This is a genomic window from Methylophilus sp. YYY-1, assembly GCF_029132825.1.
GTDB lineage: Bacteria > Pseudomonadota > Gammaproteobacteria > Burkholderiales > Methylophilaceae > Methylophilus > Methylophilus glucosoxydans.
The window spans coordinates 39,277-52,622 of sequence record NZ_WOVG01000005.1 but is presented as its reverse complement, the minus strand read 5'-3'; the positions used below and the strand labels follow the sequence as shown (position 1 = coordinate 52,622).

General features: G+C 50.6%; 11 protein-coding genes and 1 riboswitch. All 11 genes read right to left on the bottom strand.

Going from position 1 to position 13,346, the window contains the following annotated elements:
* Positions 1-118 precede the first annotated feature (118 nt).
* The 11 genes from GOC95_RS13270 to GOC95_RS13220 all read right to left on the bottom strand — a co-directional run bounded on the left by GOC95_RS13270 (position 119) and on the right by GOC95_RS13220 (position 13,334).
* Positions 119-436 (bottom strand): multidrug efflux SMR transporter, encoded by a 318-nt coding sequence (locus GOC95_RS13270; RefSeq protein WP_194748797.1) that lies wholly within the window; start codon positions 434-436, stop codon positions 119-121.
* Between the two features lie 169 nt (positions 437-605).
* Complete coding sequence (gene atzF, locus GOC95_RS13265) at positions 606-2,408, bottom strand: allophanate hydrolase (RefSeq protein ID WP_275357692.1); 1,803 nt, start codon at positions 2,406-2,408, stop codon at positions 606-608.
* An 11-nt stretch (positions 2,409-2,419) separates the two neighbouring features.
* The gene (gene uca / locus GOC95_RS13260) at positions 2,420-6,019 is read right to left on the bottom strand and encodes an urea carboxylase (RefSeq protein WP_275357690.1); all 3,600 of its coding nucleotides are present in this window, start codon (positions 6,017-6,019) and stop codon (positions 2,420-2,422) included.
* A gap of 209 nt (positions 6,020-6,228) precedes the next feature.
* Complete coding sequence (locus GOC95_RS13255; RefSeq protein ID WP_049637673.1) at positions 6,229-6,864, bottom strand: urea amidolyase associated protein UAAP2; 636 nt, start codon at positions 6,862-6,864, stop codon at positions 6,229-6,231.
* 13 nt (positions 6,865-6,877) lie between these two features.
* On the bottom strand, positions 6,878-7,606 hold the full coding sequence (locus GOC95_RS13250) for an urea amidolyase associated protein UAAP1 (RefSeq protein WP_275357687.1): 729 nt from the start codon (positions 7,604-7,606) through the stop codon (positions 6,878-6,880).
* An 11-nt stretch (positions 7,607-7,617) separates the two neighbouring features.
* Positions 7,618-8,400 carry an ABC transporter ATP-binding protein gene (locus GOC95_RS13245; RefSeq protein ID WP_275357685.1) on the bottom strand — a complete coding sequence of 261 codons (783 nt, stop codon included), beginning with the start codon at positions 8,398-8,400 and terminating at the stop codon, positions 7,618-7,620.
* Positions 8,397-9,212: an ABC transporter permease subunit gene (locus tag GOC95_RS13240; RefSeq protein WP_275357683.1), complete on the bottom strand. Its 816-nt coding sequence runs from the start codon at positions 9,210-9,212 to the stop codon at positions 8,397-8,399. Before GOC95_RS13240 ends, GOC95_RS13245 begins: the two co-directional genes overlap by 4 nt.
* 11 nt (positions 9,213-9,223) lie before the next feature.
* Positions 9,224-10,285: a putative urea ABC transporter substrate-binding protein gene (locus GOC95_RS13235; RefSeq protein ID WP_275357681.1), complete on the bottom strand. Its 1,062-nt coding sequence runs from the start codon at positions 10,283-10,285 to the stop codon at positions 9,224-9,226.
* Positions 10,286-10,342: 57 nt separating this feature from the next.
* A riboswitch (guanidine-I (ykkC/yxkD leader) is annotated at positions 10,343-10,440 on the bottom strand.
* A gap of 403 nt (positions 10,441-10,843) precedes the next feature.
* Positions 10,844-11,425, bottom strand: coding sequence for a Fe-Mn family superoxide dismutase (locus tag GOC95_RS13230; RefSeq protein ID WP_194748789.1), 582 nt, complete (start codon positions 11,423-11,425; stop codon positions 10,844-10,846).
* 184 nt (positions 11,426-11,609) lie between these two features.
* Complete coding sequence (gene xerC / locus GOC95_RS13225; RefSeq protein ID WP_275357680.1) at positions 11,610-12,491, bottom strand: tyrosine recombinase XerC; 882 nt, start codon at positions 12,489-12,491, stop codon at positions 11,610-11,612.
* A 189-nt stretch (positions 12,492-12,680) separates the two neighbouring features.
* Complete coding sequence (locus GOC95_RS13220) at positions 12,681-13,334, bottom strand: DUF484 family protein (protein WP_194748787.1); 654 nt, start codon at positions 13,332-13,334, stop codon at positions 12,681-12,683.
* Positions 13,335-13,346 lie beyond the last annotated feature (12 nt).

Genomic DNA, 13,346 nt, shown 5'->3' with positions numbered 1-13,346 from the left:
ATCAGCAGGGTCTGCTTGATCACAGACGTGCTGTTAAAAGAATAAATACGTCGTCTCACGCAAGGTGAGCGTTAAGTGAGCGACCCCTTTAGGGCGAGTGCTGTTGACATTTCATGGTTTATGATCCGCCAACTTTCATGAGTATCAGCCCAGAAATGATTAAGGTTGCCGCAAGTAATCGCAACATTGTGATGGGTTCAGAGAGCACCGTGATGCCAACGATAAATGCACCAACGCCACCAATCCCCGTCCAAACAGTGTAAGCGGTGCCCATGGGGATCGTGCGCATCGCTGAAGACAGCAACCAAAAGCTTCCTATCACTGTAAGCAGCGTCATGAGTGACGGTAGCAGTTTTGAAAAACCATCAGACTCTTTGATCGCGTAAGCGAAGATGATTTCCAGAATGCCAGCGGCGAAAAGTTGTAACCAAGCCATAAATTGTCCTAAAGTGAAGCCAAGCCGTCCTGTGAAAACGCAATGACTGGAGGGCCTCCCCACTGCGCTAAAGATAGTCATCTTTTTGTGTAACATCCTTATTAAAAGCAAAAAAGATTTTTGAATGGATAATGGAAACGTCAGCGGGCCGCTGACAGACCCAGCAAAGCTATTGGTGTTGCAAGTAATCTCGCCATCCAGAAAACTGAGAGATTTGATCTGCAGTTTCCAGTGCGTAATCCTCACAAATAAATCCGGTGACCCATGAGCCATCTATCAGTTCAACCTTGCCCAGTCCTAATGGCGCCGGAATATCATTTAGAAAGGCGCCTAGCTCTTGGGTGGGGATTTCCCAGATTTCCACCTCAAATGACCGGCCACCGGTTGCAACTCTTCTTAACCCTGGTCGTTTGGGCGGTGAGCCCGCCAAGGCATAAAACTGGTAAGCAGGGGAGGTCTGTGTTTTTTTGAGCAATTGCCCGCCTTTATCTTTTAATTGCCAATTCAAGGGTAAACCGTCTAAATGTGCGCCACACACCAGCAGCTGTGAGCGATCATTTTTTGCCAGTGTTGTCGGGTGCGCGGCCGTGAATTCGAATTGACCAATCAGCGGTAGTTTTGAGGTGCGCTGAAAACTGTCAGCAATACTTAAAAGATATTGGTCACAGAATGCCCGCCCAAACAAAGTCACCCCTGAAGGCAGGCCATTCCGCATGAATCCAGCCGGAACCGCTACCGCCGCATAGTCCAGCAGATTCATGAAGTTGGTGTAAGTCCCCAAATCAGAGTTGCGTTTCACAGGCTCTGCCGCTAGCTCAGCCAAGGTGAACGGGCGCGGATAGGCTGGCGTGATCATGAAATCCAGATTGGCAAGAATGGCATCCGTCTTGACTTTTAGGGCTTGTAATTTGTATTGAGCTCTAAACGCTTGCACCGCCGTGGCAGTCGGCGCTTTCTGCAGCACATCTCTGATGACAGGCAGCACCGCTTCTGGATTATTCTCAATCAACTCGCCAACGACGCTGTATCTTTCAGCAACCCAAGGGCCTTCGTAAAGAAGCTTCGCAGCCTCCAGAAAGGCACTGAAGTCTATTTCAATGGCAATGCCCCCCATGGTCTCAAGGGTGGAGACTGAACGCTCAAAGAGGGCCTGACTTTCAGCGCAACCTAGAAACTCTAATTGTTTAGGGACGCCAAACTTAAATCCGCTGGCGGGGATGCCAAACGATCTGCCCGTGTTCCAGCCAACATTGGCACGACTGTATTCGTCTTCTGGATCCTTATGCGCAGTGAGTGCTAGCAGTTTGCTTGCTTCCAATGCAGTCGCGGTAAAAAAGGTCGTGCAATCCAGTGTGCGACAAGCTGGCACCACGCCAGCCGTTGAAATTAAGCCCTTGGTGGCTTTCAATCCAATCAGGTTATTGAGCGCTGCCGGAACACGCCCGCTGCCTGCGGTATCCGTCCCGAGTGCAAATGATGCCAGTCCCAACGCCACTGCCAGCGCGGAGCCTGCACTTGAACCGCCACTGGGGTATTCAGTAAGGACGCTATTGCGGCAGAGTCCATAGGGGGAGCGGGTGCCGTTCAGGCCAGTCGCGAACTGATCAAGATTCGTTTTACCGATGGGGATCGCGCCTAGTGCGATCAACTGCGCAACAATGGTGGCATTTTTTGCCGGGATGTAACTAAACGCAGGACATGCCGCCGTGGTTGGGACACCGGCCAGGTCGATGTTATCCTTGACCGCAAATGGGACGCCATACAGCGGTAAGCTTTCAGGCCCGGTTGCCTCTAGATTTGCCAGATAAGGCGCTAATTCTTCTTCGGTCAGAATGTGGATAAAGAGCTTGTATTCTGGATTTAACTGGAGGGCTCTTTCGCGCAATGCTTGAATGAGTTCACGGGGTGAGAATGCATGGTTGGCATACGCACTTTTAAGGGCATCCAATTGCAGGTTATATGGGTGTTTCATTTCAATGTCCTTTAAGCTTCGTTAATCACGACCACACACTGCCCGGCTTTGACTGGTGAGCCAGGGGAGACCCGTATCTCTGCCACGACACCATCGACAGGTGCTTGGATTTCAATTTCCATTTTCATGGATTCAAGAATGACTAAAGATTCGCCAGCGGTCACCTGTTGCCCAATCTGCACAACGACTTGCCACAAATTGCCGGCAATGTGACTTTCCACGCCGACCTGACCCTCGGCTAAGGTGGATTCTTCAGTGTCACTGGCTAACTGTTCATCTATTTCAAAATTCGCCTGCCCAGTGTCAATCCAGCGCTGACGCTCCGCATTGAATGCCTTTTTTTGATGGGTTCTGAACGCTTGAATCGATGATGCTTCCCGCGCCAAGAAGGACTGATATTGCGAAAGATTGAGGCTGGTCTCTTCAATCTTTAATGGATAGCGACCGAGTGGAAAATCACGCCGGATGACAAGTAATTCTTCGGCCGACACGGGGTAAAAGCGAATCTGGTCAAAGAAATTCAATAACCATGGCTTTCCTTCAAACGCAGCCACTTTTTTATAGCGACTCCACATTTGCAGGGTGCGGCCCACAAACTGGTAACCCCCTGGGCCCTCCATACCGTAAACGCACATGTAAGCGCCGCCAATGCCGACGGAGTTCTCGGCAGTCCAGGTTCTGGCCGGGTTGTATTTGGTAGTGACTAATCTGTGCCTTGGATCCAAAGGGGTGGCGACTGGTGCGCCAAGGTAAACATCACCCAGCCCCATGACCAGGTAACTGGCGTCAAAAACGATTTCCTGCACTTTTTGAATATCCGGCAATTCATTAATGCGGCGGATGAACTCCAGGTTGCTCGGGCACCAAGGCGCATCTTTACGCACGGTGGTCATATATTTTTCGATCGCCAATTGGCAAGCGGGATCGTCCCAGGACAATGGCAAATGCACTACCCTGGATGGCACGGTAATGTCTTGCGTTGAACTGAGTTTGCCCCAAATTTCCTGGATCAACGCCAATAAGGTTTTTAATGGCAGCTGTTCAGGCTGGTAATGCACTTGCAAGGAGCGTATGCCAGGGGTGAGGTCAATAATGCCGGCAGGATTACTTTGTTCGATGGCTTGCATCAAAGCATGCGCTTTGAATCGCAAAACAAGGTCTAGCTCAGGCGCGCCGATCTCAATCAACAAGTGCGTATCGCCAGATAGTCTTGCGACGAGCTTGGCATCCTTTTCCCCAATTTCCAGCACGATAGGGGTCTGCAGTTCTGCCGCCTGCCAGGATGCAGTGATTGGACTCAGGCCTGCGATTTGTTGCTGTTGTTCTTTAAAAGCCTGTCTGGCGGTGGCGATGGTCACCGGGATAAAGCGAACTTTGTCACCTGCCTTGAGTTGTCCCAGGTGCCATAAATCTGCTTCAATCATCGTCACCGGGCAGACAAAGCCGCCCAGGCTGGGCCCATCAGGCCCGAGAATCACCGGCATGTCACCGGTGAAATCAACCGCACCAATCGCATAGGGGTTGTCGTGAATATTGGATGGGTGTAAACCCGCTTCACCGCCGCTCTCTCTGACCCACTCAGGTTTCGGTCCAATCAGGCGAACACCGGTTCTGCTGGAGTTGAAATGCACTTCCCAATCTGTGTTTAAAAACTGATCGATGTAGCGCTGGGTGAAATATTCCGGGGCGCCATGCGGCCCATAAATGACCCGGATCTGTCTGGTCTCAGCAAGGGGAGGGTAGAGGCCTGGCGGTAGTGCGATGCCCGCAGCAGCATCCTCTAATGCTGGCAGGTGGATGACATCCCCGGCCCTTAAAGCACGCCCGGCATGCCCGCCGAATTGGCCCAGCGTAAACGTACTTTTACTGCCCAAATATTCAGGAATCTCCAGGCCGCCCCTGAAAAGCAAATAGCTGCGGGCGCCTGTTTCGGCAATTTTGCCTAAGGTTAACGTTGACCCTCGCTTGATGTGGAGAGAGACATTGTGTGGCACCTGCTCTCCATCCACTTTTACTGGGATGGTTGCACCCGTGATAGCGACAACGGCATCCGTATTGAAGCGCAAGGTGGGACCACTCATGGTGATTTCCAATCCGGCGGCACGTTCCTCGTTCCCCAGCAAACGGTTCCCCAAACGGAACGCCAGGCTATCCATTGGGCCTGAGGGCGGAACACCGACGGCCCAATATCCCTGGCGGCCAGGATAATCCTGGATAGTGGTTTGCGTGCCCGGAACAAGGACTTCAAATGTGTGAGATTGATACGCCAACCCCTCAAGGCAGCGCGTCCAGGGATGGCCTTCTGAAAATGGCTGGTCGGATAATATTTGTCTGAGGTAGTCACGGTTGGTCTCTACGCCGTATAACACTGTCTCACCAAGCGCGTCATCTAGGCGCTTTCTGGCCTCTTCCCTGGTGGCTGACCAGCTAATCACTTTTGCAATCATGGGGTCAAAATAGGGCGGCACTTCGCAGCCTGCCTCAACCCATGTGTCTACACGCAATGCTTTTCCATCCGCATGTGGAAACGCAACATTGGTCAACAAACCAGGGCTGGGTTGAAAGTCTTTTCCCGGATCTTCGGCATACAGGCGGGCTTGTATTGCGTGGCCATGGGGTTGCAGTGTTTGGCGAATGTCTGACAAAGGCGGTAAGTCGCCAGCCGCCAATTCAATCATCCAACGCACCAGGTCAACGCCCCATACTTGCTCGGTAACACCATGCTCTACCTGTAAGCGGGTATTCACTTCGAGGAAATAAAATTGCTCGGCAAGGCTGTCATACACAAATTCTACGGTGCCAGCACTGCGGTAATTAACCGCTTTTGCTAATTTAATCGCCGCTTCACATAGCGCCTCCGCCATGCCGTCCGGCAAATTGGGCGCCGGGGTTTCTTCTAATACTTTTTGGTTTCTGCGCTGCACTGAGCAATCACGCACCCCCAAGGCAATGACCTCACCGTTGCCATCCCCAAACACCTGAACCTCTAAGTGTCTGGCGCGTTCAATGTATTTTTCAATAAACACGCCAGAGTCACTAAAGTTGTTCTGTCCCAGGCGCCTGACTGCCTCAAATGCTTCGGCAAGGTCGCGTTCGTTCCAGCATACGCGCATGCCTATGCCACCACCCCCTGCGGTACTTTTCAGCATGACCGGGTAACCTACCTGCTTGGCTGCAGCGGTCGCCTCGTGCACGCTCTCCAACAACTCAGTGCCCTCCAGCATGGGCACCTGATGGGCTTTTGCAATGGCCCTTGCCGTGTGCTTAAGCCCGAAAACGCGTAATTGTTCCGGAGTTGGGCCAATAAAGGCGATGCCTGCTTGTTCGCAGGCTTCTGCGAACGCTGCATTCTCAGATAAAAAACCATACCCAGGATGAATGGCAGTCGCCCCTGTGGTTTTTGCGACTTCAAGTATTCGCGCTACATTGAGATACGTATTTGCAGCGGGGCCTTCACCTAGGCTAATCGCCTCGTCGGCCTGCTGAATATGTAAACTGGCAATATCCGATTCTGAATAAACCGCCACCCCTTTCACGTTCAGGGCTTTTAGGGTGCGGAGGATGCGGCAAGCAATTGCCCCTCGATTTGCAATCAGTAGTTTATTGAACATACAAATGATCTTCTGAGGGCGGGTCGTCCCGCATATACGAAACCACGCTGAGGTCGTCCACAGCGGGATCCACTGGCTAGGTGATCGTTTGGGTAGCCGGCGTGACTTGCTAAAAGCGCGCTATTTGGAAAAGTCTGCTCTTGCAACCATTCCTTGATAGAGCGTCGTGAGCATTTTTCTAAAGACAGTGCGCATACTTTTTTTAAACCTTAATTCCATACAAACACCTCCGCTTGGGTTGGGTTCCATCCATTACAGGGATTGTTAAGTTGCGGGCAATTCGAGATCAACACAATTAAATCCTGGTGCGCTTTTAACTCCACATATTTGCCTGGCGCTGAAATGCCATCTGCAAAGGTCAAGCCGCCCTCCGGAGTGACCGGAACGTTCATGAAGAAGTTAATATTTGCGCCAATATCCCGCTTGTTCAATCTGCCATCATGCAAACATGCACACATGAAATTGTCTCTGCAACTATGCATGTAGCGCTTGTCGAGGGAATAACGTACGGTATTACTTTCCTGAGCGCATGCGCCTCCCAGCGTGTCGTGGCGACCGCAGGTATCTGCCACAATCGTGGCTAATGGATTGCCCAGATTTGAGTACAGCGTTGTACCCGTCGTCAGGTAAACCTTGTTCTGATTGCGCATGGTCCGTTGCGCGTCATAACGCTCTCTTGGATTGCTCGCGCTATAAAAAAGGGTATCCACGGCTTGGTTACCTTCACTGTCTAACAGCCTGAATGTCTGTCCTGCTTTGACTTCAAACAAATAAGGTTCGCCTGCCGGAATGACATGGTGGAAAAAGGCGTTTTCAGCAACTAATTGGCTTGAGATGATGTTCATATTGATTCCTTCCTCACAGGTAGAAGCGTTCAGTGTTATGGAAAGCACGACCGTTTTCCGGCCGAGACTGTCGACAAACTTCACTGATACTTTCACTCTCTGCGTTGCGCCATGACAGTTGAACGGGGCGGGGGTGATATTCAGGATTGGGATCCAATGGATGTTGAATGGCGGTCAGAATCACCAAGGTGTCCATTGGGGCATACAACTCCACGTAATTGCCTGCACAAGAATGGTTGGGCTCAAAGAACAGGGATCCCTCGTCATCCACGGTCACTTTGCTAAAAAAGTTAACGACCATGAGCAAATCTTGAAGATCAAGGTTCCATTTACCCATTTCCACCAACAGGTTGTCGGTACCATTGCGATAGAAATTATTTCTCAGTTCCTGATAGCGACCAACGCCATATTTCGTTTCAACTTCTTGAGCGTTCAAAACCCCGCCCAAACTGTCATGCCAGCCGCATGTGTCCTCAGTGATGGCGGCGAGTACTCTCCCCATGTCCGAGTAAAAGCAATGTCCTTTTGTGAGCTTGGCCGTGTGTTGTGCTTTTAAGGTGTCTGGTAAGTTCAGTCGCTCGCTGTGTTGATGTGCATTCAACATCATGAGGCTGACATTGGCGTGACCTTCGACGTCTGTCATGCGCAAAACCTGGTCTTTTTTCAGGATGAAGGAGATGTGACCGCCCCCTGGAACAAGCTCTTCATAGAGGATGTTGGATGTATTTGTATCATTGTTCATGGGTAAACCTTTTAATTCGTTTGATTAAGCACATGGGTGGGCAATGTCGCCACCTGTGCTTGTTGCTGGAGTCTGTCCTGATTGAGCTTGATGTCGTAGGTGATGCGCGCACCGTAGGCTTGGGGCGCATGTGGATCGACTCTGACCTTATCAAATACCATCAATCGGGTGCCCAAATGAAAGCCCTCGGACAAGTCATGGGTGACCATGAAGACCGTCAATTTTGTCTCTTTGCATAGTTCTAACATGAGTGCATGCATATCTTTGCGAATGCCGGGATCCAGCGCGCCAAAGGGTTCGTCCAGCAACAGGATGCGAGGTTGAGCAATCAATGCCTGCGCGATGGCGAGGCGTTGCTGCATGCCGCCCGATAGCGCAGAAGGGTATTGATGTAAATGGTGATCCAGACCGACACGGGTGAGTATTTGCGTGGCCCTCAGTCTTGCTTCTTTCTTTTTAGCTCCCCACAGGCGCCCCCAAAAAGGCGATGCTAAAAACTCCATACCTATGACTACATTTTCCAGAACCGTCAGGTGCGGGAACACCGAGTATTTTTGGAATACCACCCCGCGGGATGGGTCTGGCTCTGCCCGGAGTTTTTGCCCATCCAAAAGAATCTCACCTTTGGTGGGGGTTTCCTGGCCCAGCAACATGCGCAGGAATGTAGATTTTCCGCATCCGGAAGCGCCTACCAGCGTGCAAAACTCGCCTTCTTCAACCTTCAGATTCAGGCCTTCTAAAACGACATGGTCTCCGTAGCTTCGCCACACATTCTTAAACTCTATAAAACTCATGCGTCCGCTCCTTCAGCCCAAGGAAAGCAGACTTGATGCAGTTTTTTGAGGGCATAATCTGTCAGCCAAGCGAGCAAGGTGATCCACAAAACATAGGGCAAGATCACATCCATTGCCAGATATCTACGCACTAGAAAGATGCGATATCCCAGGCCTTCTGTGGATGAGATGGCTTCCGCAGAAATCAGAAACAACCAGGCTGAACCCATCAGTAAGCGCAGGGAAGTCATCAATCTTGCCAGTAATTGCGGTAGTACCACCCGTATCATTACCGTCCATGAGTTAGCGCCTAAGGTCTGCGCTTTAATGATGATTTCCTTGGGCAGTTCTCGTGCCCGTTGTTCCAGGTCGCGCGCCAGCATGGGCGTGAGTCCGATCACAATCAGCATGACTTTAGAGAGCTCATCCAGGCCAAACACGATAAACAGGATGGGAAGGATCGCCAGCGGCGGCACCATGGAGATGATCGCGACCAACGGAGAAAGGGATGCCCGTAACAACGGGATCGACCCTAATAAAATACCGAGCGTTAACCCAAGCGATGCAACAATGGCTAAGCTCATCCCTAGTCGCTTCAAACTGGACAAGGTGTCATCCAGCATCAGAAAGGTCCCAGTGGAGGGATCTTCTGTAAATGCCATCAGCTTCAGGGCTTCCCACATTTGAGAAACACTAGGCAGGAGCTTGTCCTCTGGATTTTCAACCAGGCGAAGATGTGAGTTCACCAAATACACAACAATGATCAAGATCATTGGTATTGCGGCAAGCATCCATCTCGTCCCCCGGCTGGGGTGTTGATTAATTAATCTCATGATTGACCTGTTTAGAGCTTGCCATCCACAGCCATTTGCAGATACGTGTCAGTGAATCTGAGCTTTATATTTTTGCTATTACCGGTGACGACGCCGTTGGGATATTCAATGCCAATGGCGGTTGCGGATTTTGCTGCAGGCCCTAGCAAACCATTCTCGAAAGAAAAACTAGAAACCTTTTGCATCACCGTTGGCAGTTTCGCGTCCCTGACAAAGGCCAGTGAGGCAGCAGGTTCATAAAACAGGGCTGTGGTGGAAATTTGCTGCATGTATGAATCCAGGGTTGTGCCAGAGTGCTTTGCCATGTATTGCAACGCCTCTTTATCTTTTGCTTTCATGAGTGCCATCACTTCAAACCATGCGCCCGTTAAAGCTTTCCCTAGCGATGGATTTTTTCGTAAAGTGTCTGTATTGACGACCATCAAGTCGATGATTTCGCCAGGAATCTGGCTGGAGGTGAATGCTTTTGAGGTATTTGGCAGCGCGGCTAACTCAGAGAGTTGAGGGTTCCAGGTTGCCATTGCTTTCACAGAGGGTGTGCTAAAGGCGGCGACAACATCTGCATCTGAGACATTGACTAACTTCAAGTCCTTCTGGGTGAGTCCGGCCTGTTCCAGAGCCCTTGCCAGTAAGTAATGCGATACAGAATATTGAACCAAGTGTACGCTTTGCCCCTTGAGGTCCTTGATCTGTTTATTCGCGCCTTTAATGACAATACCGTCGTTACCGTTTGAATAGTCGCCGACAATTAATGCGGTGGAGTCAACGCCACCCGCCGCTGGCACAACCAACGCATCCAGATTGGCCATACTGCAACCATCAAATTGCCCCGCGGTGTATTGATTAATGGACTCAGCATAATCGTTCAACTGAGTGACTTTAATCGTGATGCCGTATTTCTTTGCCCATTTGGCAACGATGCCTTTAGCTTGCGCATAATCCCATGGCATCCATCCAGCATAAATGGTCCAGCAAATATTGAATTGTTTTTTTGAGTCAGCAGCGAATGCTGTGGTATTGAACAAAGAAAAGCAAAGCAGCGTCAGTGCGATTGTAAAGCGTCGAACTAGCATAGGAGAACTCCAAGTAAATTATTCGGCAAGGGAGCAGCTAACATTCAAAATGTTGCTATCTCCCGGGCTTTTATCCCGCCGTGTAACCTCTTGGAGGTCGTCAGCTCTCGGACCAGCACTCACTCACGTAAGCCGGAACCCTAGCCAACCATTAGGTAATGCAGCGTTCATACCTGCTGCCCCACATGACTAAACTAGCAACTAATATGCCAGTCAGTAAATCCTTGTTTTAAATGGAATTCCTATAAAAGTGATCAATATTTATGCACTTTGATAGTGCGTTAAGTCCAAGTTTGGGCGTGATTAAAATCGTGCAATACGATAAAAATGCAATCATTCACTTGTAAATGACAGAGAAAATACTTTCAGAGAAAGTCAGCCTCACCTCACAAAGGCATGATTACCAAGCGTCTCTATTCAAACTGATCAACCAGGAAAAAATAAAGCCCCAGAAGGTCCGGGGCTTTAGCGCAGGTGTTTGGTATCACCAAACAACGCTTTTAATATACAGGTTAATGTTTGCGACTTTTAGTTTATTGTCGCCAACGACTCTGCGAATTAAGCAAAGTTTTTTGCTGCAAATTCCCAGTTCACCAGGTGATTGAGGAATGTTTCCACGAATTTAGGACGGGCATTGCGGTGGTCGATGTAGTAGGCGTGTTCCCAAACGTCGATGGTCAACAATGCAGTGTCGCCTGTGGTCAATGGGGTGCCCGCGGCGCCCATGTTGACGATGTCTACAGAACCGTCGGCTTTTTTCACCAACCAGGTCCAGCCTGAACCAAAGTTGCCGACTGCTGAAGCTTGGAAAGCTTTTTTGAACTCTTCATAAGAGCCCCATTTGGCATTGATGGCTGCAGCCAATGCACCTGTTGGCTCACCACCACCGTTTGGAGACAGGCAGTTCCAGAAGAAGGTATGGTTCCAGATTTGTGCAGAGTTGTTGTAGATGCCAGCAGAAGATTTTTTCACAATCTCTTCCAGGCTGGCATTTTCAAACTCGGTGCCTTTGATCAGGTTGTTGAGGTTGGTCACGTAGGCTTGGTGGTGTTTGCCATAGTGATAGTCAAAAGTTTCTTCTGACATGTGTGGGGCTAATGCGTTTTTTGCAAAAGGCAATGCTGGTAAGACGTGTTCCATGGAATTTCCTTTTTTAGGTTTGATTGAAATAACTGCCTGTCATGACTAAACGCAGGCGATGTGACTTTAGAGTCACGAGACTGGTAGAAAGTTTACCAATTTAGTAGGGTTATTTTGCCACAATTTATGCACTTGCAAAACCATGTGAGGACTAGGGTAAAAGCTAGGCCATTGATTCAGCCATTTATTTTTTTTTGGCACGCGGGTGTGCAGCGTCATACACTTTGCTCAAGTGCTGAAAATCCAGATGGGTATACACCTGGGTAGTGCTGATATTGGCGTGCCCGAGCATTTCTTGAACGGCCCGTAAATCGCCACTACTTTGCAGCACATGACTGGCAAAGCTGTGACGCAGCATATGGGGATGCACATGGCTATGCAGGCCCTGCTTGATGGCCCAGTCACTGATGCGCTTTTGGATGCTGCGACCGTTGAGGCGGCGGCCTTGCTGGCTAATGAAGACCGCGGGTTGCTGTGGCTGTTTGAGCAGCCACAGTGGCCGCTGGGCCAACCAGGCCTTCAGTGCAGCAACGGCTTTGCTCCCCAGCGGGACCATCCGTGTTTTATTGCCTTTGCCGATGACGGTGACCATGCCTTCGTTTAAATCCAGCCGGTCCAGATTGAGGCCGACCAGTTCGCTCAGTCGCAAGCCTGAGGAGTAGAACAGTTCCAGCATGGCGCGGTCGCGCACAACGATGGCGGTATCGCCCTCCAGTTCGACCAGTTTGATGGTTTGCTCGATAGATAACGCGTGTGGCAGCGTTTTGGCGGCTTTGGGTGCGCGCAAGCCGATGACCGGATTGGAGGGGAATTGGTGATGCAGGACCAGATAACGGAAGAAGCCACGCCAGCTGGAGAGCATGCGCGCGATGCTGCGGCCACTCAGGCCTTGGCTGTGCAGGGTGGCGATGCTCCGACGGATGTGTTGCGGGGTGATCGATTGTAGCGTTTGCCCGTGTTGCGCGAGCAGTTGTTCGAGGTCACGCTGGTAGTTGTTGCGGGTGTGTTCACTGAGACCGCGCTCGAAATGCAGAAAATCGAGATAGTCATCTAGCAATTCATGCATGCGAGTATCCGCAGTACTTTAAAGATGAGTGGGCGGCAGCCAGTGCCCGCAGCAGTTGGAGTGACCATGCTTGTTCATGCCGACTCTGGGTCACAGCTAACGCTGCAATCTGGCCGCGTTGCCATGGTTGATTTACGCTGACAATTGCCGCAAGAAGATACCTCTTGGCGGAAACCTCAGCGGGGGCTTTCATACGATATAGCGTGCCAGCGAGGCGCTGACCAGTTCACCAATGCGGTTAAGGAACAGGGTGCCCATGCCCGCATAAAAGCGGCTGCGTTGCTCGCTGGGGATGGCCATCAGACCAAACGTCACTTCCTGGTAGCGCATCGGAATCACGGCCAGCGAAGCCGGGGTTTCACTAAACCAGCCAGCAATATCCATGGTTGGCAGCGTGCCACAGTAAGGTTGGCTCAAGTCTTTGGCCCAGTTTTTGAGTGAGTCTTCTGCCGCAATAAACAGGCTGTCTGGCGCATGGGCGTCATTGGCCCATAGTTTGAGTTGCGTATTTGGCAACTGAAACTGGCTGGACAAAAACTCGACCAGATGCGCATGCAAGGCCGGCACGTCTTTGGCATAAAGCAACCCTAATGTTAGCTCGTGTACTTTGTTGGCGGTGGTTTCGTTTTCTTCAGCAGTCAGGATCAGCTCGGTAAATCTGGATTCCAGGACGCGGATTTTGTCACGTTGTGCAATTTGCTGACGTTCTGCCAGTGAAATGGTGCCTTTGCCATGAGGGCTGGGCAGGAACAGCTCTGCCAGTAAGTGGGCATGACGCTCAAAGAAATCAGGATGTGCTTTGAGGTAATGCTTGATGTCGTTTTCGTTGATGCTTTCTTCCATGATACTGCTGTT

Bases quoted from the DNA above. Each gene is read 5' to 3' on its own strand.
- GOC95_RS13270 (WP_194748797.1), bottom strand. From the start codon at position 436: ATGGCTTGGTTACAACTTTTCGCCGCTGGCATTCTGGAAATCATCTTC.
- GOC95_RS13230 (WP_194748789.1), bottom strand. From the start codon at position 11,425: ATGGAACACGTCTTACCAGCATTGCCTTTTGCAAAAAACGCATTAGCC.
- atzF (WP_275357692.1), bottom strand. From the start codon at position 2,408: ATGAAACACCCATATAACCTGCAATTGGATGCCCTTAAAAGTGCGTAT.
- GOC95_RS13220 (WP_194748787.1), bottom strand. From the start codon at position 13,334: ATGGAAGAAAGCATCAACGAAAACGACATCAAGCATTACCTCAAAGCA.
- GOC95_RS13240 (WP_275357683.1), bottom strand. From the start codon at position 9,212: ATGAGATTAATTAATCAACACCCCAGCCGGGGGACGAGATGGATGCTT.
- GOC95_RS13255 (WP_049637673.1), bottom strand. From the start codon at position 6,864: ATGAACATCATCTCAAGCCAATTAGTTGCTGAAAACGCCTTTTTCCAC.
- GOC95_RS13235 (WP_275357681.1), bottom strand. From the start codon at position 10,285: ATGCTAGTTCGACGCTTTACAATCGCACTGACGCTGCTTTGCTTTTCT.
- GOC95_RS13250 (WP_275357687.1), bottom strand. From the start codon at position 7,606: ATGAACAATGATACAAATACATCCAACATCCTCTATGAAGAGCTTGTT.
- xerC (WP_275357680.1), bottom strand. From the start codon at position 12,491: ATGCATGAATTGCTAGATGACTATCTCGATTTTCTGCATTTCGAGCGC.
- GOC95_RS13245 (WP_275357685.1), bottom strand. From the start codon at position 8,400: ATGAGTTTTATAGAGTTTAAGAATGTGTGGCGAAGCTACGGAGACCAT.
- uca (WP_275357690.1), bottom strand. From the start codon at position 6,019: ATGTTCAATAAACTACTGATTGCAAATCGAGGGGCAATTGCTTGCCGC.